Below are 19,137 nucleotides of genomic sequence, written 5' to 3' on the forward strand. Positions count from 1 at the left end.
ATTATGTAAGCGGTAACATAGAGAGGAATCGTTATGGAGTTGACAGGGAATCCATCACACTTCGCCCAGGAGAGTGATTGCTAGTGTCCAAAGTCCGCAGAACGAAGTATGCCGCCTGGCTGCTCGCCATGTTCCTGCTGGTCTCATCCGCTTTTCCCGCTTCCGCCGCAACCTGGTCTCTGACCGGAGATACCAATGTGCATGATCCCGCCTACATCAAGGAGGGCAATACGCACTGGGTCTTCAGCACAGGCTCGGGTCTGCAGGTTCTCTATTCAACCAATGGCACCCATTTTGTTCGCTCGCTTCCGATCTTCGCTTCCGAGCCTTCCTGGTGGGATGCCTATGTGCCGAACCATCCGAATCTCGACGTATGGGCGCCCGATATATTCTACTATAACGGCACGTACTACCTGTACTATTCCATCTCCACCTTTGGTTCCAAGGTATCCGCAATCGGACTGGTCACGACGAACTCGATTAGTGGCGGGGTCTGGAAGGATCAGGGGATGGTCATCAGTTCGAACGATGCTTCCAGCTACAATGCCATTGATCCCAATCTTATGCAGGATGCCAAGGGGAACCTGTGGATGGTGTTCGGTTCGTGGAGCAACGGCATCTATGTTACGGCCATCAGCAAATCCACGATGAAGCCCACAGGCAACGCCTACCGGCTTGCGACGAAATCGGGCGGCATTGAAGGCGCCAGTCTTGTCTACAACAGCAGCACGGGCTATTACTATCTGTTCGTCTCCATCGGGGCCTGCTGCCAGGGGGTGAACAGCACCTACCAGATTGCCGTCGGACGTTCTGCCAGTGTAACGGGGCCCTTTTACGCCAAAGACGGAACAGCAATGAAGGACGGCGGCGCAACGGTGATCGACAGCGGCAATGCCTACTGGAAAGGACCGGGCGGCCAGGACATCTCGGGAACGAATCTGATTGTTCGGCACGCTTACAGCGTTGCCGAGAATGGTGCGCCGAAGCTGCTTATCAGCGATCTGTACTGGGATTCGAACGGCTGGCCTTATTTTAATTAGCTCACCCTTTCATACACCGGCGGCCGCAGCGCGGCCGCTTTTTGGCGTGATGCTGCACGCGGCAGAGGGAAGCTTTATTTCTCACAGACAATCTTGGACGTCCCGAATAACATTGAAACCATTCATCCGGCTAGCGGATGGGAAGGGAGCCGTAGAAATGAGGAACTCACCCTATTTTGAATGCCATTCTCTGGCGGACGGTATCTATGTGCTGGAAGCCAAGCGAGCGTGGGGAGCCATGAGCAACGCCGGTGTTATCGACATGGGAACCTATACGCTTGTCTGGGATACGTTCAATACGCCTGCCGCAGGCGCTGACCTGCGCTTGGCGGCGGAAGAACTGACCGGCAAGCCGGTCAGGTATGTGCTGAACAGCCATTGGCACGGCGATCATGTAAGAGGCAACCAGCATTTCAAGGATGCCGTCATTGTCTCGACGACACGGACCCGAGCGCTGATGTTGTCCAGACAGCAGGAATGGCTCTCACGGATGAGCGCCCTTCTACCCCAATTGGAGAGGGACATTGCCGATCTGCGGCGTGGCGCCGCAGACGGCGCCGAAGCGGGGAAGGACACTCAGCTTGAGATGCTGGAGGACCTCAAGCGTTCTATTATGGAACTGGAGATTACGCCGGCTGCGTTAACCTTTGAATCGGCCCTCCATCTTTACGGCGGGCGTAGAATGGCTTCCTTCATCTCGGTGGGGGCCGGACACACCGAATGTGATGCTGTGCTCTACCTGCCCGAGGAGTCTATTCTGTTTACCGCCGATCTGACGCCTGTTGGCAACCATCCGCTGCTGGTGGACGGGAACCCGGCCTCCTGGCTCGAAGCCTTGGACCGGTTGGAGACTTACGGTGCGCAAAGGATTGTGCCGGGTCATGGCCTGGTTGCTGACGGAGCCGCTGTGCATGTCACACGGACGTATATCCGTGAACTGACGGAATACAGCCGAATACCGGCAGATGCACGAGAAGAGAAGATGCCGGATCAGTACGCCGGATGGGCCGCGGCGGAGAATTATACCCGCAATCTCACTTGGTTGAGAGAAAGAGAAAAGGGAAGTCAATCAGAAAGAATAGATTGAAATTGATAATCATTATCATTTATAATGATAATGAAATCATTTTGCCGGGAGGAATGCTCGAGTGTTTATTGTAATGAGAACAACCATCGTCGATGCCGGATTCAGCGACAGAATTGTCGAGCGGTTCCAGGCGCCGGGTCCTCTTCAGGAACGGGACGGGCTGTTGGATATTTCCGTAATGGTGAACCGGAAGGCGAAAGAGACGGAAGAAGTCGTTACGATGATCCGCTGGGAGTCGGAGGAAGCCTGGAAGAATTGGGAGAAGAGCGAAGAGCATATTCAAGGGCACCGGAATAGCCGGGGCCAGCAGCCGCTTGAATTCATCCGGTCTGTAGCGGTTCAGATGTACAACGTCCGCATGGTTAAGGAAGGTAAGGCTTTCGGGTCGGGGTCGGCGCGGCAAGCCGCAGAATGAGCGTCGGAGCCGACGTCCGTCCGGCTCTGGTCAGACAGCAGTCAAAGAAGAATGAAGAAGGGTTCCGTCCCGCCGGTATCGGCGGCTCGGAACCCTGTTTGTGCTCTCGGCCCTGCTTCGGCACGACAAGTCCGGGCATTCGGCCGCTACCGGTACTGCCGATAGCGGTTGGCCTTGCTGACGCTTCGGATGAAGGCCAGTTCTTCCTCGCTCAGCGGCGGGCAGTCTGCCGCCGAGAGGTTCTGCAGCAGCTGCTCCCGCGAGCTGGCGCCGGGTACGATTGCGGCAACGGCCGGATGGCCGAGCGGATAGCGCAGAGCTACCTGTGTCAGATTGCGTCCGCTGGCGGCAAACTTCTCTTCCAGCACCGTGCGCAGCGTCTTCAGCTCATCCAGCTCATAATCGGGAACGCCCTTCAGCGGTTCCCGTCCGGCGGCCAGAGCGCCGCTGTGCAGCGGCCCGCGTCCGATGACCCGGATGCCCCGCTGCTGAAGCAGAGGCAGCACCTCCTCTTCGGCGCGCCGGTCGACGATGCTGTAGGGATTCATCACGCTGACGATCCCCGACCGCGCCGCATATTCGCGGATAACGTTCGGGCGCAGGGAAGAGATCGCATATTCCCGGATCAGTCCGTCCCGTTTCAGCTCCTCAAAAGCTTCGATCGTGTCTTCGATCGGATCGTCCATCGTCCCGCCGTGAAGCTGGTATACGTCGATGTAGTCGGTTCCGAGCCGGCGGAGACTGTCGCGGACTGCCTTGCGGATATAAGCTCCCGAAGGGTCCCAGACCCAGCCTTCCTGTCCCGGAATCCGGCGGTTGCCGACCTTGGTCGCAAGGATCACCTGATTGCGGCGGCCCTGAATGGCGCGCCCTACCAGCTCCTCATTGCGGCCGCTGTCGTAGAGGTCGGCGGTATCCAGCAGCGTAACTCCGCGGTCCAGTGCTTCATGGATGAGAGAGACGGCCTGCCCCTCCTCGGTTCCAAGCGACATGCAGCCCAGCCCGATCTCGCTGACTTCGATGCCGGATGCGCCCAGACGGTTCTTCTTCACGATTCATCGCTCCTTGTGTTTCCAATCTTCGGCTATTCTCTTCTTCATTATAGCATGAAACAGGAGAGCCCCTGACGGGAGCTCTCCTTAACTGAGCGAAGAAGACTTGCGGTTCGGATGCGGCTTGTCCGAACGGGTCAGCGGGCGATGGAGGTGGCGCTAAGCGTTACCGGACCAACCACATAGGCCGTGCCGGGCGTCTGGCGCTCGATGGATACGGCATAGTCATGAGGCCCGGGTGCGACGTTCTGATCAATGTGCTGAATGGTGATAACGGCGAATTCATTGTAGAATTCCTCCACGGTGTAAAGCGCATAGAAGATCGTCTGCGAATCCCGCAGGAAGCGGAGCAGCACATTGGTGGAAGCGTCGCCGGCCTGAACGCCGACGGTTGCGACAAGCTGAACGGCATTGGGCGCAGCAGAGACGTTGACTCCGGCGAAGGCCAGACCGACGCCGGCCGGAGCCAGAGGGACGGGAGTGACAGTGCTGTCCGCCGTAGTAACCGGCGTGGGAACGGATGAGGCAAAATCAACAAGACGAGCCATGTTGGATCACTTCTCCTTTTCGTTGGGATACGATAATATATGAATAAGAACTGGTAATGATAGAGTCAAATGGAAGGCAGCAGCAGCTGATTTTTGGAAGAAGCAGGCGAGAAGAGCGGCAGACATTAAGGCTTAAGGAGAGGAATCAACATGCAACTGCGTCCTTACGGAACAACGGACATGAAAGTCAGTATTCTCGGATTCGGCGGGGCTGAAATTCGGAACTCGGACCAGGCGACCGCCGACCGGCTGCTTCACAGCGCGCTCGATGCCGGTCTGAATATCATTGATACCGCGGAATGCTACGGGAACAGCGAAGAGCTGATCGGCCAAGCCCTCTCGGGACGGCGAAGCGATTACTATCTGTTCACCAAATGCGGGCATACCGCGGGTCTGGAAGGAGCCGACTGGGACCCGGTTATGCTGCGTGAGAGCATCGACCGCAGTCTGAAGCGTCTGAACACGGACTATGTCGATGTAATCCATCTGCATAGCTGCACCGAGGAGATTCTTCGGCGGGGCGAAGTCATTCAGGTGCTGCAGGAAGCCAAGCAGGCCGGCAAAACGCGCTATATCGGCTACAGCGGCGATCACAACGATTCCCGCTACGCGGTCGGGACCGGCGTATTCGACAGTCTGGAGACTTCTATTAATATCGCCGATCAGGAATCCGTCGCCATTATTGCCGAAGCGGCCCGGAAAGGCATGGGCGTAACCGCGAAGCGGCCGATTGCCAATGCCGCATGGGCTTTCGATTCCTTCAATGAGGATGACTACCCTTACGTCTATTGGAGACGCCTTCAGGAGCTGAAATACGATTTCCTGGGCGATGTTCAGGAGGGGGTAAGCGTCGCGCTTCGCTTCGCTCTGACGGTTCCCGGAGTCAGCACAGCCATCGTCGGTACGCGCAACCCGGACCGGTGGGTCCAGAATGCGAAGCTGCTGGAGCAGGGGATGCTCCCGGAGGAGCAGTACCGGAGCATTACCGCCCGCTGGGCGGAGACAGCCGGACCGGACTGGGTCGGCCAGCGTTAATCCGGTTAGGGGCACAGCTTCAAGCTAACCGCTTCAATAAAACAACGGACTGCCGGCTTTCCGGCAGTCCGTTGTTTTTGCCATTCTATAAAAGCAGAGAGATAACGCTCATACGGCCGGTTACTTCAACGCGGCTGCAACCTCGTCAACCATAGCGGCGACCGACTCAAGGCCGCCCCCGGACAGATACCAGTAGTTGGCGTCCAGATAGACAATGTGGCCGTTCTTATAGGCATTCGTTCCTTTGACCAGCTCATTCTCGACGAGTTCCTTGGAGGCCGGGGCGTCTCCCGACATGGCCGCGCCGCGGTCTATGACGAAGAGATAATCCGGGTTCTTCTCGGCGACATACTCGAACGTGACGCTCTGCCCGTGCGTCGAAGCTTCAATGTTCGCGTCCGCTTCCTTGAATCCGAAGACATCATGGATCATGCCGAACCGGGAACCGGAGCCGTAGGCGCTGATATTGCCTTCATTGGCCAGAATAATCAGCGCATTCTTGCCTTCCGCGCTGACCTTTTCCTTGAGCGTCTGAATGGAGTCTTCCACCTTCTTCAGCTCCGCTTCCACTTCTTTCTCCTTGCCGAAGATCCGGCCGAGTGTTTCGGTATTCTCTTCATAAGAATCCATATAGCGCGCGGTATCGACACCCATGAAGACCGTCGGGCCGAGCTTGGACAGCTCCTCGTAGTAGTCCGATTGTCTGCCGGAGATCAGGATCAAATCCGGGTCAATCGCGCTGATCTGCTCCAGATCGGGTTCTTTCAGGCTGCCGACATTGGCATAGTCCTTGCTCTCGTATTTGCTCAGGTAAGGAGGAATGTTAGCTTGCGGTACGCCGGCAACTTCGACGCCGAGCTTGTCCAGGGAATCGAGAACGCCGAAGTCGAAGACGACGACCTTCTGCGGATGATGCTGTACGGCAGTCTCGCCAAGCTGATGCTTGATGGTCAGCTCCGCCGGTGCCGCGCTTGCGGCCGGAGCGGCAGAGGAGATCGGAGAAGAAGCCGGAGAAGCCGCTGCGGCCTCCGCCTCGCCGCCCGCTTCGTTGTTGTTGCCGCAGGCTGTCAGCGCCAGGCCAAGTAAGGCTGCAAGCGCTCCTTGTGTCCAACGTTTGCTTTCTGATCCGTTCATCGTCATTTTCATTGTCACCATAACCCCGCCTTTGTCTGATTCGTTTAAAAGGATGCGGCAAAATACACGCCGATTCGTTGTCCCCGGATATTCTCCACCGGAATGTCCATCTCATAGATCTCCCGAAGGGCTTCGGGAGAGATCATTTCCTCCGCTGTGCCTTCCCTCACCACCTTTCCGTGCTTCAGCGCCACAATCCGGTCGGAGTAGCAGGAAGCGAAATTAATGTCATGCAGCACGATGACGACCGTCTTGCCAAGCTCGCCCGACAAGCGGCGAAGCACCTTCATAATCTGGACGGCGTGCTTCATGTCCAGATTGTTCAGCGGCTCGTCCAGCAGCACATAATCCGTATTCTGGGCCACCGTCATGGCGATATAGGCCCGCTGACACTGCCCGCCGCTGAGCTGATCGAGATAGCGGTCCTGCAGCTCCTCCAGCCCCAGATAATGAATCGCTTCGTCGATGGCCGCCCGGTCCGAAGCGTTGAGCCGTCCTTTGGAATAGGGGTAGCGGCCGAAGCTGACCAGTTCTCTGACCGTCAGTCGGACGCCGATCTGGTTGGTCTGCTTCAGGATGGAGACCCGTTTCGCCAGCTCGCCGCTGTCCCAGCGGTCAATCTCGCGGCCGTCGATCAGCACCTCTCCGGAATCCTTGCCGCTCAGCCGGCTCATCATCGACAGCAGCGTGCTCTTGCCGGCGCCGTTCGGACCGATGAAGCTGGTTACCTGTCCCTTGGGAATCGTCAGCGACACATCGCTGACGACAGGTCTGCCGCCATAGCGCTTGGTTACATTTCGGATTTCAATCATACGCGGTTCTCCCTCAGCAGCAAGAATAGAAAGTACGCGCCCCCGGCAAAATTGACGATTACGCTGATCGTAGTCGAGAAGGTGAACACCCGCTCGACCAGCAGCTGGCCGCCGGCCAGCGCCGCGATTGCGGTCAGAATCGAACCGGCCAGCAGCGGGCCGTGCCGGTAAGTCGCAAGCAGCGGGTAGACAATGTTCACGACCAGAAGTCCCAGGAACGTGATGGGACCGACCAGCGCGGTCGAGAGCGAGACGAGCACGGAAGCGATGACGAGCTGTCTTTTGACGGTCCGGTCATACGGGACGCCCAGGTTCAGCGCATGCTCCCGGCCCAGCGAGAGCACATCCAGCACGCGCAGATCGCGGAGTCCGTAGAGCAGCGTGCCGAATATGACGGCAATCGCCAGCGGCAGCAGGTCGGTATTGACCCGGTTGAAGCTCGCGAACATGCGCCCCTGAAGAACAAGGAACTCGTTCGGATCAATCAGCACCTGCATGAAGGTGGACAGGCTGCCGAACAGGGTGCCCATCACCAGACCGACCAGGAGCAGCAGATAGATGTGCCGGGCTTCCCCTTTGAACATGAGCCGGTAGAGCAGGCCGACGAAGAGCAGCATGCACCCCGCCGACAGCAGGAAGTTCAGCTCCGGGGAAGTGACAAGCCGGCTGGCCGAGCCGAACACGAAGACGACGAACGTCTGGACCAGCGTGTACAGCGAATCCAGGCCGATGATGCTCGGCGTGAGAATGCGGTTGTTCGTCACCGTCTGAAAGATCAGGGTGGAGTAGGCGATGGCCGCGCCCGTTACCGCAATGGCGGCGATCTTGGACAGCCTGAGCGGGAAGATGTAGTCCCAGCGGCCGACCCGGCCGGTGAACAGAAAGAGCGAGATCAGCGCAAGAGAGAGCAGCGACAGCAGGCTGATTTTGACCGCGTTATTCATAGACCCTTCTCCTTAGAAGCAGATACAGAAAAATCCCGCCCCCCACGACCCCGACCGTCAGGCCGATCGGAATCTCGTAGGGATAAATGACGACCCGGCTCAGAAGGTCGCAACCGAGAATGAACACGGCGCCGAGCAGGGCAGTGTGCCCCAGGCTTTTCTTCAGATGATCGCCGTGCAGAATCGAGACGAGGTTCGGAATAACCAGCCCGAGGAACGGAATGGTGCCCACCGTGATCATGACGACCACCGACACCAGTGACACCAGAATGAGTCCGATATGGACCACCTGCTTGTAGTTCAGGCCCAGGTTGACCGCGAATTCCTCGCCCATCCCGGAAATCGTAAATTTGTCGGCATAGATATAGGAAATTGCTACGAGCGGAATACTGAGGTATAGAAGCTCGTAGCGCCCGCTCATCACCAGCGTGAAGCTCCCCTGAAGCCAGGACGACAGACTCTGAATCAGGTCATGCTTATACGCCAGGAAGGTGGTGAGCGAGCTGATCATATTGCCGAACATGAGACCGACCAGCGGAATCAGCACAGCGTCCTTCAGCCGGATCCGGTCCAGCAGCTTCATGAACAGGAAGGTGCCGGCCAGGGCAAAAGCAAAGGCGATCAGCATCTTCGCCATAGGCCCCGTGCTGCCGAACAGAAGCATGGAGACCAGAATGCCGAGCCTTGCGGCATCGTCGGTGCCGCCGGTCGTCGGCGAGACGAATTTGTTGCGGCTGATCTGCTGCATGATGAGTCCGACCACGCTCATGCTGATACCGGCGACGATCAGACTGATCAGCCGGGGAACCCGGCTGACCCACAGCACCTGAAGCTGGCTGTCGCTCAGACGGAAAAGGTCCTGCGGGCGGATCTCCCTGACGCCGACGAACAGGGAAGCGGCGGACAGAAGCAGCAGGGCGGCTGTCAGAACCTTGGTGTTGAATATGCGCACAGGGACACCTCGCTGCCGTTATGTATTCTCATTGATAATCATTATCAACATGTTTATTACTATACCGGAAACTTCCCGGCAAGTGGCATGGACATTTCTGCAAAAGGGATGGATTATTCCATCTGCCGGAGAAGCTGCTCCAGCGCTTGGCCCAAGCAGCCGGCATTGGACTCCGGCTCCGATTCGCAGGGAAGGAAGAGGCAATGCCATCGGCCATGCGGCGCAAGAACGCGCCACTCCTGTTCCAGAGCGGCCAGCCGGCCTTGGCCGGCTTCCGGGGGAACCAGCACAATCAGATGGCAGCCGCTTTGCCCGGCCCATTCGGCCAGACTGCCTGCCGGGCAGACTTCCTTGGGCCGGGGGCGAAGCGGCGGAGCCACTCCAAGTTCTTCGTAGAAGAGGACGCTGAGCTTATGGCTTCGCCTGCCATAGACGGCCAGGCCATGCGGACGGGCTTCGGCGAGCACAGCCGGTTCGCTGCCCCAGCGTTCGCGGAGACGCTTCCTTGCATTCTCCGCCATCGCTTCGAACAGCCCCGTCCAATGCTCGGCAACCGGTGCAAGCTCCAGCCAGGCGGCGGCTTCGGCCAGACGCCTCCTCCAAGGATCTTCGGGGTGTAAGATCAAGGTGGGGGCAACGGCTTCCAGCTCACAAAGCACCGCATCGGGTACCGGACCGCTCAAGATGCGGTCGGGAGCGGTCCGCCGCAGCTGTTCGAGCGCTTCCTCCGCCGGCGCGGTCCCTTCCACATCGAGCGTTAGACAGGGCGCGAGACCGAGCGGGGCGAGGTCGCCCGAGAAGACGGGAGACAGTACGGCAATCCGGCGGCGGGCGGCCTGTCTGTAGAGGCTCGGAGGAAGACCGAGCTGCTTCTTGAACACGCGGCTGAAATAATGCTCGTCCGCATACCCTGCGGCGTGCGCGGCTTCGGCGACGGAAGCGCCGTCTTCGGCAAGGAGGCGCATGGACGCCTGAAGACGCGCTTCGGTCGCGAATTGAAGCGGGCTTAAGCCGACCTGCCGGCGAAAGGCCCGGTAGAAGCGGCCGGAGCTCACGCCGGAGGCCTGCGCCAGTTCTTCGATATCCATGACCTCGTGGCAGTGCTTGACGATATGTTCCCGGACATGGCGGACATAGGCCTGCAGGTCGGAGCCGGCCGCCTTCGGCTGCCGGACAGCGTCCATGAAGCCGGAGAGAATCAGGTACAGATGCGATTGCAGCCGGTAATGCTGGGCGAAATCCCCGGGAGTGCAGCCTCGGGTAAAATCGGACATCCAGATGCCGGCCTGCGGCATCCGGAACGAGCGAATGCGCTCCATGGCCAAATATTCGCGCTGAAAGCTGCGGATGGCCTCCAGGGTGCCTTCCGGCCCCCGGATGATGAAGCGGACCAGCAGCGCTTCACCGGCGCGCCCGCCGTCATTGCCCAGCGTGCAGGAGCAGCCCGCCGGCACCAGCATGAATTCGCCGGCTGCGATATCGTCGGCAAGGCGCGACGGGCCGCCCTGCAGGGCGGCCTTCAGCGGAATGCCGGCCGCGTACAGCACTGCGGCTTCGCCCGGGGCCGGCGACCATTCCCGCCGGCTCCGGGCGGGAAGGAAAAGCTTCTCCGTCCCCTGGTAGGAGAAGATCAGTTCATGCATGGCTTGGGCCGGAACCATGAGGGTGGGAAGCCTCCTTTTCAAGATAAATGATAATGATTATCATTGTTAACGAAAACCGGACGGATTGCAAGCACAGGTAATGCCAAAGAGAGGGGCGCAGGGCAGACAGGGACCAAAATGTGAAAGTTTTTGGAATCGTTTTCCTCCGTTTCTATTCCTGATATAATAGGTTCTTGTAACCTGTGAAAACGTTTGAACAACTAAGGAAGCGAGGGAATGGAATGGTTAAAAGATGGATGTGCAGGCTAAGCTGCCTGGGGCTGGCCACCTTATTTATGTTAGCGCTTACGGCTTGTAACGGGAATAACAAGGAGTCCACCGAAGCGCAGCCTTCGGCAACCCTGAAGGCAAGCCCGGCTGCGGCTGCGGCCAAAGGCACCGTGAGCATCGAGAAGCTTGGGGAACGAAGAATCTTTGTGTATCTGCCGCCCGGTTATGAGACCGGCAAAGACCGTTATCCGGTCGTGTATATGAACGACGGCCGGAATGTGTTTCACACCGGCACCAGCTCTTTCAATAAAGAGTGGCTGGTTGACCAGAACGTGGACCAGCTTGTCGGAGAAGGCAAGATGGAGAAGGTCATTGTCATTGCGGTTGATGCAGGGGAAGGAAACGACCGGGGAAATGAATATGTACCTTTTGCCAATGATAAAGTCCCTTCAGATGGAATCGGAGCGGAGAAATTCACCCGTTTCTTCCTGGACACGGTAATTCCTTATGCAGATTCAACCTACCGGACGATCCCGGACAGGGACCACCGCATGATTATAGGATCGTCCTATGGCGGTGTGCAGGCGTTCTGGATGGGCTATCACCATCCCGAGACATTTTCGATGATCGGGGCGATGTCGCTCCCTATATGGGTAGCTAACGGACCCGCCTATGAAGCGTGGGCGAAAGAGTCCGGGAAGCCGGATGTGAAGATTTATCTGGACATGGGTGCGAAGGAAGAAATGGGTATTGATCCTCTGGTAGATATGCTTATGGCTAAGGGATTTCAATACGGAAAAGATTTATTCTATCTGATGGACCCTGCGGGGGTGCATGATGAGACCTCCTGGTCCAGACGCGTACATAATCCGCTTATCCTGTTCACCGGGAAGGCAGCCGGCAGACCGGTCAAGCTGGAAGTTAGCCGCTATCTGTCCTACACGATGACAGGAACGTTCCACCGGATCAATCCGGTCGTTACGATGGAGAATGGAATGGAATATTCCGTACCTTCCGAAGCTTCCTATAAAGTGCTGAATCCCGAAGTGGGACGGGTGGAGCCGTCGGGAATCGTGACTTTCCTGAAGCGGGAGAATCTGCGGGTGGAAGTGACGTATCAAGGGTTGACCCAGTCCTATGAGATGGCTCCTGCGTTTGACTTGAAATAGCATGAATCTGTAAATTACGGGTATGAACAAAACCGATCGTATGCTGGCCATTGTGCTGGAGCTGCAGCGCAGGAGAATCGGCATGGCGGATTCGGCGGAGAGCCGTCACAGCGAACGGACCGCTGCTCCCTGCGGGCTTGCCCTTGTGGAAGGTTCCTGGATGCTTGTGGCGTGGTGCGATCTGCGCCAGGCCATCCGTCATTTCCGGCTGTCCCGCATGAAGGATTTGATTGTACTGGAGGATCGGTTCGAGCTCCCGGAAGACTTTGACTTGAAGAAGTACACGCCTTCCGATGACCGGAACATAGAAGTGCGTCTGCGGTTTAATCTTGAGGCCGCAGACCGGGTGAAGGAATCCGGCTATCCGTACTTGGAGGAAGTGGAAGAGCATCCTGACGGGCTGGATGCGGTCCTTCGTGTTCGCCGGCTGGACGATCCGGTGTCCTGGGTGCTGGGCTGGGGCTCGGACGTCCTTGTGTTGGAACCGGAGTCCTTGCGGGCCCGGATTCGGGAGGAAGCCCAAAGAATAGTTAAACGCTACTGACATAACGTTGTCAGTAGCGTTTTTTATAATGGGTATGTCAAGACAAAGAAGAAAAGGAAGGATGATATCGGATATGAACTTTGCTTCAGCAAGAATCATTACGGACCACGTGGATCGTCTTGTCGAGTTCTATGAGAAAATTACGGGAGTCAGCGCCCAGCGACCCGCACCCGTATTTGCTGAATTTGTTCTGCCTTCATGCACTCTGGCTATCGCCCACGCCCAGACGGCGCAGCTGTTCGGCCCCGGTTCTGTGGAGGCCGGCAGCAACCGCACTGTCATTCTGGAGTTCCGCGTTGACGATATCGAAGCCGAGTTTAGACGCTTGCAGCCCTGGGTCGACGATTGGGTCTTGGACCCGACGACAATGCCCTGGGGGAACCGTTCGATGCTGTTCCGCGATCCCGACGGCAATCTGCTTAACTTCTTCGAGCCGGTGAGCAAGGAGGCGAAGAGACGGTTCTCATCCCGCGAGAACCTCGGCCGGTAAGCAGCAAGCCCGCGCCTGGCGCGGGCTTCTTCATGCTTGGTATTTGGTTTATGAGGCCGCTCTTGGTTAATTGGATTTGGAATCGTTCGTGGCCTTGGAAACCGTCCAGAGCCCGGAGAGGATTCCAATGGCATCGGCATAATTTGTCGCACCTGAAGGCTGGTAGGTGCCGTCAGCATAACGGCTGATTTTGTTCAAGAAGGATGCTTTCAGCATGGATGCTTGGGCCCAGCTTGGCACTTCCGAACGATCTTTGTAAGATAACTCTGCTAATTCCGTATTCACTGTACCATGCAGTAGTTCGTAGGCACGAATGAACATGGTGGTCATCTCCGCTCTCGTAAGGATCGTATCTCCCTTGAAGCTGTTGTCAGACCACCCGTAAATGATTCCTGCTTCACGTGCGGCGCGGATATCGTCATAGAACAGACTGGCGGGTGCGACATCAGAGAAGGTCTTGCCTTGCGGTGAGGCTTTAAGACCAAGCTCGCGAGCCAATAAGGATGTGAACTCGGCTCTTGTTACAGGTCTTCCCTCATCAGCGGCATTATCCGCTGCCAGTTGACTATAAACGGCTTTTGCGATTTGCTGCACAACCGGATTGCCCAGTGCCTGGGCCTGGTCGAAATCATCTGTAGTCGTAACCTCGGTCATTACACTGATCGCCAGCTCGCGTCCGGGCAGGAGGAAGTAGCCGGCGTCATGGGTAACATTCGCATTCTCACCGGTTTTGTGGGCGATGGGGCATCAGGTAGAGCAGTCCCGAATTTCGTGTTAACCTCCTGCGCGGCCATCCAGGTTATAATCTGGTTCCGGGATGCGGTGGTCAGGAAGGTTCCGTCATAGATTTTCTCCAGAAGCGTAACCAAGTCTGCGGCATTGATATAGTTATCCTGTTCCGGTGTCGGAGCAGAAGCGAACATTTTACGTCCCAGATGCATAACCTTCAAGCCGAGCTTATCCATCAGGGCTTGTACCTTGTCCAGACCGACAACGTCAATGAGTACATTGGTGGCTGTGTTATCCGATTGTGTAATCATAAGCCGGGCCAAACGTTCAAGCGTCACCTCTTTCGGAAAACTCTCCTTTTGGAGAGAGCCTGTCCCACCTACTACATCGGCAGGTTCAACTGTGACTGTATCGCTTAACTTGAGAGTTCCGTTATCGACTTGCTGCATAAGCGCAGATACCAGGGCCATCTTTATGGTACTGGCGGGTTTGTATGTATCGTCTTTTCCGAGCACTATTCCGTCGTCCGCATACGAACCGCTCAAATCCTCCATCCCGACGGATACACGTATACCGTCTTTCCAGGCCTTATCAATAATGGGTTGTACGACTCCGGCAATTCCGGATAAATTGGCAGCTGTGGCATTTGCAGAGACTGTGGCCGGTTGAAAGCCGGGCAGAAGCGAAACCGTAAGGAGAGAAGTAATGAGTGTGATTTTGAAAATAGAGGATTTTTTGGTCATCGTTAGTCTGGGCTCCTTTGAGTCATTTTGTAAACAATGTAATGTATTCTTACATAGTTGGCGGCGGATACAACGAAAATATACATCGATGTCAGTTTTTATTACAAATTTTTAATTTGCGATGAAAACGATTAAATGCACGTTTATCTCCAAAATTCTCGCTTTTTGATGAGATCGCTGACAAATATAAATTTTAAATGAATGGAGGGGTATGGTATAAATATACAGCCGGTCGATAACCTCCCGCAGTCCGCTAAGCAGACTTGTCAGGCGCCAGGGTAGGGAGAGAGATTCTGACCTTGTCGTCGTTAAGGATTAAAAAAACAAAGCCCGCAATCAATGCGGGCTTTGTTTGGTATAGAGGGTGCGGCCAACCAACTTCTCGGGCGGCCGCTGAGGTCTTAATTTTGACGTTTAATTACTTCCTTGTCTCGAACTCCATTCAATTCATGTTCATTCTGATGAAGTTCCTTAATCATATTCTGGAACATATGGGCTTCTTGACGATTGAGTCCGTCACGGTTATCCTTCAGTACCCAGTTTTCGACCGTTTTCTTCAGAATTTCACTCTTCCGTTCCAACATTTCCGTATAACTCAATGTCCTTCATCCTTTCTGATTCCGTGATTCAGCCGCTTTATGAACCTGGTTTACCTGTCAGTTCGTTCGTGTAATCTCACATACGACGTAACTTTTACCATTATACCGGAGATTCTGATCGAACCCAACGCGTATACACTGTATTCAGAAAAGGTGAGGAGGACTCCGAATGGAAGAGAGGTCCTGAGCGGACGGCTTCGAAGAAATGCGGCCGGATGCTCCGGGATGCTAGCCGTTGCTCGCTTATCTAACAATTGATTCACATCCAGAACCGGACAACTCTTATGCTTCTCCAGTCGCCACCGGGTTCTCCTCATACGAGATCCAGTCACTCCAGCTTCCGCCGTACAGCCGGACCTTCTTGAAGCCAATCCGCTTCAGGGCAAGCGCGTTCGGGCAGGCGGAGACGCCGGAGCCGCAGTAGACGATAACTTCTCGGTCTTTGTCCAATCCGGAGAAATGTTCATTAAGCTCCTCCGCACTCTTGTAACTGCCGTCTGCATGCTGCGTGTCTTTCCAGAAATAATTCACTGCACCGGGGATATGGCCTGCTTTCTTATCCATAGTCTCGTTCTCGCCCCGGTAACGGTCGTTAGCCCGGGAGTCGATCAGGATTGCGCCGGAAGCGGCTCCTTCCGCGGAGATTGTCCGGATCTCCCCGATTTCTGCCAGCAGCTCAGGCCGGGGAGCAGGCTCATAGCTGGCCGGGATGGTTACCGGCCGGTGATCGGTGACGGGGAAGCCGGCAGCCTTCCAGGCGCTGTAGCCTTGATCCATGACATATGCCCGTTCATGTCCGAGATATTGAAGCAGCCACCAGAGACGGGAAGCGTAGAGGCCGCCTTGATCGTCGTAAGCGACCACAAGGCTGCTGCGGGAAATGCCCGCCCGGCCGAGCGACGCAGCAAGAAGGCCCGGGTCCGGTACCGGATGGCGTCCGCCATGTTCTCGGACTGGGGCGGATAAATCCTCATCCAGATGAAGGTAGACGGCGCCCGGAATATGGTCGCGGAGATAAGCGCCGCGTCCCTCTTCGGGATCGGCGAGATTGAACCGGCAGTCTGCAATGACAAGGCCAGGCTCGTACATGCGGGCCAGGAGCCAGCGGGGAGTCACGATCGGGTCATTCATAAGAAAGCCTCCTTATTATAGAAAGTGATGGCTTGAACAAAGGCAGGAAGACAGCAAAAAAGGCGGGTGAATTCCCGCCTTTTATCCGGATGCCTTAACGGCTCGCGTCGGAGCCCAGCGTCCACTGCTCCAGCTCCCGGATGAGAATATCTTCTTCTTCATCGGTGAGGTCAAGCCGGATGCCGTATTGATATTCACCGATTCCGTACATCCAGCCCCAGCGGATACTTCCCTCAAAAGCGAGCATCTGGTCGTTCAGTTGGAAGTGGATGGTGATCTTTGTATCCCCGGAAGTGAATCTTACGTTCAGTGAACTGCGGACCTTGCAGCCGGAACGGCTGATATCGAGCAGAACACCCGGGGTTCGCTTGCCCGCGCCCGGGCCCGGATTGCCGGCAGGGACTTCAAGCCAGCATTCGATTGGCTGGTTCATTACATAACGGAATGGTTCTTTTCTGCTGGCAGCGCCCATAAATTCCCTCCGCCCGTTTTTAGTCATTATAAACGAAACGGACAGAGCAGGACAATGCGAACGCTCTTTCGAATTGCAAAAAATTCAGCCGATTGCATACAGGGACGCCATGCAGTCCACGAACATGCGGTTGTACTCGGAGCGGCTGAGGTCACGGGAGCAGGCGATATCCCGGCCAAGGAATTCAAACCAGGTGATTTCCGTGCCGTCTTTTTTGTAGAGGAATCGTTCGTTCTGAAGGGCAAATACCTCGTTGCCGTAATCGGGAACCTTCTCGTACGCCAGCGGAACTCCTTGTTTCTCTGCAACCAGGGTAGCGAGCAGAATCAGCATTTTGAACGGGTCGTCGTACATTTCAAATTGTTCCTCGGCCACCATTGTTCACTCCTTCGCAAGCTTGGAATCCGTCTTGATTATAACGCGGCGGAAGCCGGATGACAGGGCATCCCGGCGAAGTCAGGATGATTTTGCTACAACTCAGCATATTTCCCAAGATTGCTGCCCGCCGGGCGTGGCGCGCCCTTCATAAATCAAGGCGAATCACCGATAAAGGAAGCATGAGATCTGTTTTAGTATAAGGAGAATGCGAATTGTTTTTTAGACTCCGGTCTGTCTTTGCGGGGGCTTTCGCGGTCATCATCATTCTGTTGACACTGTTGCTCAGCTGGGTGATCGGCAGCGAAGCGACCCGTTCGTCCGAAACCAGCGTCGGTCAGTCCTTGTCCGAAGTCGCCTACCAGATGTCGGAGAGCCTGGACCAGTTCATGTGGGCCCGGGCCGGTGAAATCGAAACGATCAGCCGGCTTCAAGCGTTCCAGCAGCCGGTTGATCCCAATGAAGTGACGGCCCTGTTGAACCAGCTGAAGCAGAGCCTCTCGGTCTTTACCTGGGTTGGTTATCTGGATACCAAAGGCAAGGTGACGGCTTCGACGGACAATATTCTGCTGGGGCAGAATATCAGCCAGCGCCCGGTATTTCAGGAAGGAATGAACGGTCTGTATGTCGGGGATGTGCACGATGCGGTTCTCCTGTCCAAGTATCTGCCCAATCCGGACGGGGAGCCCTTGCAGTTCGTCGATGTCAGCGTTCCGGTCTATGGGCCGGACAATGCCAAGATCGGCGTGTTGGCGGCGCACTTAAGCTGGGAATGGTCGCGCCAGGTGGAAGAGTCGATTATTTATCCGCTTCGCCAGCATACGAAGAATGTCGAGGTGTTCGTGGTCAGCCGGTCGGGCCATACGATTCTGCTCGGTCCCAAGGAACGGGTCGGCCAGAAGATGGACCCGGAGACGATGCTGCAGGCTCTGAATCTGGGGAATTCGTGGTTCGTCGAGAAGGATAACGGAAGCAGAACGGGATATTTGACCGGTTATGCCCGCAGCAACGGCTATTTGGATTATCCCGGCCTTGGATGGACTGTTGTCATCCGCCAGCCGGCGGATATCGCTTTTGCCTCCATCCAGGAATTGAAGCGGACGATTGCCCTGTCGGGAATCAGCGTCTCGGTTCTGTTCGCTATCGCAGGCTGGTTCCTGGCCGGCTGGATCGTCGGTCCGCTGCGGCGAATCGCCGCAGCCGCGGATGAATTGAGCTCGGGTACGGCAGTGGAAATTCCGAATCAGTCCCGCATTCGCGAAGTCCGCCACCTGTCGGATTCTCTGCGCAATCTGATCGCTGCGCTGACGCATACGGAGACCGAACTGTTCCATATGTCGGATGCGGCTCGCCACGACCCGCTGACCGGGCTGCCCAACCGGATGGCGCTGGATGATTTTCTGGCGCATGCGGTCAGCCGGGCGAAGCAGAACCACAGTACGCTCACGTTTCTGTATCTGGACCTGGACGGGTTCAAGAGGGTGAACGACGCCAGAGGGCACGCAGTCGGCGACAAGCTGCTTCAGGAGGTGGCGTTCCGGCTCGTGGAATCCACCCGGGACAATGAGATTGTCACGCGGATCGGAGGAGACGAATTCGTCGTCGTTCTTCATACCTCTCTGCAAAAACCGATGCAGGAAGCCGAGACGGTCGCCAAACGTATTATCGATGCGATCAATCGTCCGTTCCTGATCGAGAATCAGCCGATTCAGATCGGCTGCAGCGTCGGAGCGGCCATCTGGAGCCCCGATTCGCAGGACACGAGCGAGACGCTGCGGCTGGCCGACGAGGCGCTCTACATTTCCAAGCGGAGCGGCAAGAACCGGATCACCTTCGAGAGCGCTTCTTGAGAAGAGAGCCGTGAAGACCATAAAGACAGGAAGGGGCGTCCCGCAGGGCGCCCTTTTTGCGCATCTGTTCCTTCCGGCCGCTTAATGGCGTGCCATCCGCACAGGCTGCCGAAGAAGGACGTGCATTTACTGGTAGAGGAAC

Annotated in this window: 21 protein-coding genes; 8 read left to right on the plus strand and 13 right to left on the minus strand. The window is 56.5% G+C overall.

Annotated elements, in window-relative coordinates; all coding sequences use genetic code 11:
• Nucleotides 1-128: 128 nt before the first annotated feature.
• The 3 genes from F4V43_RS11980 (at nt 129) to F4V43_RS11990 (ending at nt 2,542) form a co-directional block, all read left to right on the plus strand.
• Nucleotides 129-1,040 (plus strand): family 43 glycosylhydrolase, encoded by a 912-nt coding sequence (locus F4V43_RS11980; RefSeq protein ID WP_150458614.1) that lies wholly within the window; start codon nt 129-131, stop codon nt 1,038-1,040.
• A gap of 157 nt (nt 1,041-1,197) precedes the next feature.
• The gene (locus F4V43_RS11985) at nt 1,198-2,127 is read left to right on the plus strand and encodes an MBL fold metallo-hydrolase (protein ID WP_191089564.1); all 930 of its coding nucleotides are present in this window, start codon (nt 1,198-1,200) and stop codon (nt 2,125-2,127) included.
• Nucleotides 2,128-2,188: 61 nt separating this feature from the next.
• The gene (locus tag F4V43_RS11990; RefSeq protein WP_150458468.1) at nt 2,189-2,542 is read left to right on the plus strand and encodes an antibiotic biosynthesis monooxygenase; all 354 of its coding nucleotides are present in this window, start codon (nt 2,189-2,191) and stop codon (nt 2,540-2,542) included.
• A 146-nt stretch (nt 2,543-2,688) separates the two neighbouring features.
• On the opposite strand, the gene F4V43_RS11995 is transcribed toward F4V43_RS11990, so the two are convergent.
• Both F4V43_RS11995 and F4V43_RS12000 read right to left on the minus strand, forming a co-directional pair.
• On the minus strand, nt 2,689-3,594 hold the full coding sequence (locus tag F4V43_RS11995; protein ID WP_150458469.1) for an aldo/keto reductase: 906 nt from the start codon (nt 3,592-3,594) through the stop codon (nt 2,689-2,691).
• A gap of 137 nt (nt 3,595-3,731) precedes the next feature.
• Nucleotides 3,732-4,142, minus strand: a complete 411-nt coding sequence (locus F4V43_RS12000) for a hypothetical protein (RefSeq protein ID WP_150458470.1) — start codon at nt 4,140-4,142, stop codon at nt 3,732-3,734.
• 150 nt (nt 4,143-4,292) lie between these two features.
• Between F4V43_RS12000 and F4V43_RS12005 the strand changes: the two genes are divergently transcribed.
• Complete coding sequence (locus F4V43_RS12005) at nt 4,293-5,177, plus strand: aldo/keto reductase (protein WP_150458471.1); 885 nt, start codon at nt 4,293-4,295, stop codon at nt 5,175-5,177.
• Nucleotides 5,178-5,297: 120 nt separating this feature from the next.
• Here F4V43_RS12005 and F4V43_RS12010 read toward each other — a convergent pair whose 3' ends face one another.
• From F4V43_RS12010 to F4V43_RS12030, 5 genes are all read right to left on the minus strand, one after another.
• Nucleotides 5,298-6,323, minus strand: coding sequence for a siderophore ABC transporter substrate-binding protein (locus F4V43_RS12010; RefSeq protein WP_411898459.1), 1,026 nt, complete (start codon nt 6,321-6,323; stop codon nt 5,298-5,300).
• A 32-nt stretch (nt 6,324-6,355) separates the two neighbouring features.
• Nucleotides 6,356-7,123, minus strand: coding sequence for an ABC transporter ATP-binding protein (locus F4V43_RS12015; protein WP_150458472.1), 768 nt, complete (start codon nt 7,121-7,123; stop codon nt 6,356-6,358).
• Entirely contained in the window at nt 7,120-8,067 is a 948-nt protein-coding gene (locus F4V43_RS12020; protein WP_150458473.1) for an iron chelate uptake ABC transporter family permease subunit, read from the minus strand. Before F4V43_RS12020 ends, F4V43_RS12015 begins: the two co-directional genes overlap by 4 nt.
• On the minus strand, nt 8,060-9,019 hold the full coding sequence (locus F4V43_RS12025) for an ABC transporter permease (protein WP_317983785.1): 960 nt from the start codon (nt 9,017-9,019) through the stop codon (nt 8,060-8,062). The genes F4V43_RS12020 and F4V43_RS12025 overlap by 8 nt, the downstream gene beginning before the upstream one ends.
• 113 nt (nt 9,020-9,132) lie before the next feature.
• Nucleotides 9,133-10,680 (minus strand): helix-turn-helix domain-containing protein, encoded by a 1,548-nt coding sequence (locus tag F4V43_RS12030; RefSeq protein ID WP_150458474.1) that lies wholly within the window; start codon nt 10,678-10,680, stop codon nt 9,133-9,135.
• Between the two features lie 224 nt (nt 10,681-10,904).
• On the opposite strand from F4V43_RS12030, the gene F4V43_RS12035 reads away from it, so the two are divergent.
• From F4V43_RS12035 to F4V43_RS12045, 3 genes are all read left to right on the plus strand, one after another.
• The gene (locus tag F4V43_RS12035; protein ID WP_150458475.1) at nt 10,905-12,062 is read left to right on the plus strand and encodes an alpha/beta hydrolase; all 1,158 of its coding nucleotides are present in this window, start codon (nt 10,905-10,907) and stop codon (nt 12,060-12,062) included.
• A 22-nt stretch (nt 12,063-12,084) separates the two neighbouring features.
• Nucleotides 12,085-12,606 carry a WYL domain-containing protein gene (locus F4V43_RS12040; RefSeq protein ID WP_150458476.1) on the plus strand — a complete coding sequence of 174 codons (522 nt, stop codon included), beginning with the start codon at nt 12,085-12,087 and terminating at the stop codon, nt 12,604-12,606.
• Nucleotides 12,607-12,679: 73 nt separating this feature from the next.
• Nucleotides 12,680-13,096 (plus strand): VOC family protein, encoded by a 417-nt coding sequence (locus F4V43_RS12045; protein ID WP_150458477.1) that lies wholly within the window; start codon nt 12,680-12,682, stop codon nt 13,094-13,096.
• 66 nt (nt 13,097-13,162) lie between these two features.
• Here the strand turns inward: F4V43_RS12045 and F4V43_RS12050 are convergent, their stop codons facing one another.
• The 6 genes from F4V43_RS12050 to F4V43_RS12075 all read right to left on the minus strand — a co-directional run bounded on the left by F4V43_RS12050 (nt 13,163) and on the right by F4V43_RS12075 (nt 17,145).
• Complete coding sequence (locus tag F4V43_RS12050) at nt 13,163-13,750, minus strand: S-layer homology domain-containing protein (protein WP_150458478.1); 588 nt, start codon at nt 13,748-13,750, stop codon at nt 13,163-13,165.
• On the minus strand, nt 13,750-14,568 hold the full coding sequence (locus F4V43_RS12055; protein WP_150458479.1) for a serine hydrolase: 819 nt from the start codon (nt 14,566-14,568) through the stop codon (nt 13,750-13,752). The genes F4V43_RS12050 and F4V43_RS12055 overlap by 1 nt, the downstream gene beginning before the upstream one ends.
• A gap of 401 nt (nt 14,569-14,969) precedes the next feature.
• On the minus strand, nt 14,970-15,167 hold the full coding sequence (locus tag F4V43_RS12060; protein ID WP_150458480.1) for a hypothetical protein: 198 nt from the start codon (nt 15,165-15,167) through the stop codon (nt 14,970-14,972).
• A 282-nt stretch (nt 15,168-15,449) separates the two neighbouring features.
• Complete coding sequence (locus tag F4V43_RS12065; protein WP_150458481.1) at nt 15,450-16,298, minus strand: sulfurtransferase; 849 nt, start codon at nt 16,296-16,298, stop codon at nt 15,450-15,452.
• A gap of 94 nt (nt 16,299-16,392) precedes the next feature.
• The gene (locus F4V43_RS12070; RefSeq protein WP_150458482.1) at nt 16,393-16,770 is read right to left on the minus strand and encodes a PilZ domain-containing protein; all 378 of its coding nucleotides are present in this window, start codon (nt 16,768-16,770) and stop codon (nt 16,393-16,395) included.
• Nucleotides 16,771-16,854: 84 nt separating this feature from the next.
• Nucleotides 16,855-17,145, minus strand: coding sequence for a hypothetical protein (locus tag F4V43_RS12075; protein ID WP_223879874.1), 291 nt, complete (start codon nt 17,143-17,145; stop codon nt 16,855-16,857).
• A gap of 215 nt (nt 17,146-17,360) precedes the next feature.
• On the opposite strand from F4V43_RS12075, the gene F4V43_RS12080 reads away from it, so the two are divergent.
• A complete protein-coding gene (locus F4V43_RS12080; protein ID WP_150458484.1) occupies nt 17,361-18,995 on the plus strand; it encodes a diguanylate cyclase domain-containing protein in 1,635 nt (544 codons plus the stop codon).
• Nucleotides 18,996-19,137 lie beyond the last annotated feature (142 nt).

The organism is Paenibacillus spiritus (genome assembly GCF_008710135.1).
GTDB classification, from domain to species: domain Bacteria; phylum Bacillota; class Bacilli; order Paenibacillales; family Paenibacillaceae; genus Paenibacillus_AQ; species Paenibacillus_AQ glufosinatiresistens.

Coding starts and splice junctions, on each gene's coding strand:
- F4V43_RS11980 (WP_150458614.1), top strand. CDS start 129: ATGTTCCTGCTGGTCTCATCCGCTTTTCCCGCTTCCGCCGCAACCTGG.
- F4V43_RS11985 (WP_191089564.1), top strand. CDS start 1,198: ATGAGGAACTCACCCTATTTTGAATGCCATTCTCTGGCGGACGGTATC.
- F4V43_RS12000 (WP_150458470.1), bottom strand. CDS start 4,142: ATGGCTCGTCTTGTTGATTTTGCCTCATCCGTTCCCACGCCGGTTACT.
- F4V43_RS12005 (WP_150458471.1), top strand. CDS start 4,293: ATGCAACTGCGTCCTTACGGAACAACGGACATGAAAGTCAGTATTCTC.
- F4V43_RS12010 (WP_411898459.1), bottom strand. CDS start 6,323: ATGAAAATGACGATGAACGGATCAGAAAGCAAACGTTGGACACAAGGA.
- F4V43_RS12015 (WP_150458472.1), bottom strand. CDS start 7,123: ATGATTGAAATCCGAAATGTAACCAAGCGCTATGGCGGCAGACCTGTC.
- F4V43_RS12020 (WP_150458473.1), bottom strand. CDS start 8,067: ATGAATAACGCGGTCAAAATCAGCCTGCTGTCGCTGCTCTCTCTTGCG.
- F4V43_RS12030 (WP_150458474.1), bottom strand. CDS start 10,680: ATGGTTCCGGCCCAAGCCATGCATGAACTGATCTTCTCCTACCAGGGG.
- F4V43_RS12035 (WP_150458475.1), top strand. CDS start 10,905: ATGGTTAAAAGATGGATGTGCAGGCTAAGCTGCCTGGGGCTGGCCACC.
- F4V43_RS12040 (WP_150458476.1), top strand. CDS start 12,085: ATGAACAAAACCGATCGTATGCTGGCCATTGTGCTGGAGCTGCAGCGC.
- F4V43_RS12045 (WP_150458477.1), top strand. CDS start 12,680: ATGAACTTTGCTTCAGCAAGAATCATTACGGACCACGTGGATCGTCTT.
- F4V43_RS12050 (WP_150458478.1), bottom strand. CDS start 13,750: ATGACCGAGGTTACGACTACAGATGATTTCGACCAGGCCCAGGCACTG.
- F4V43_RS12055 (WP_150458479.1), bottom strand. CDS start 14,568: ATGACCAAAAAATCCTCTATTTTCAAAATCACACTCATTACTTCTCTC.
- F4V43_RS12065 (WP_150458481.1), bottom strand. CDS start 16,298: ATGAATGACCCGATCGTGACTCCCCGCTGGCTCCTGGCCCGCATGTAC.
- F4V43_RS12070 (WP_150458482.1), bottom strand. CDS start 16,770: ATGGGCGCTGCCAGCAGAAAAGAACCATTCCGTTATGTAATGAACCAG.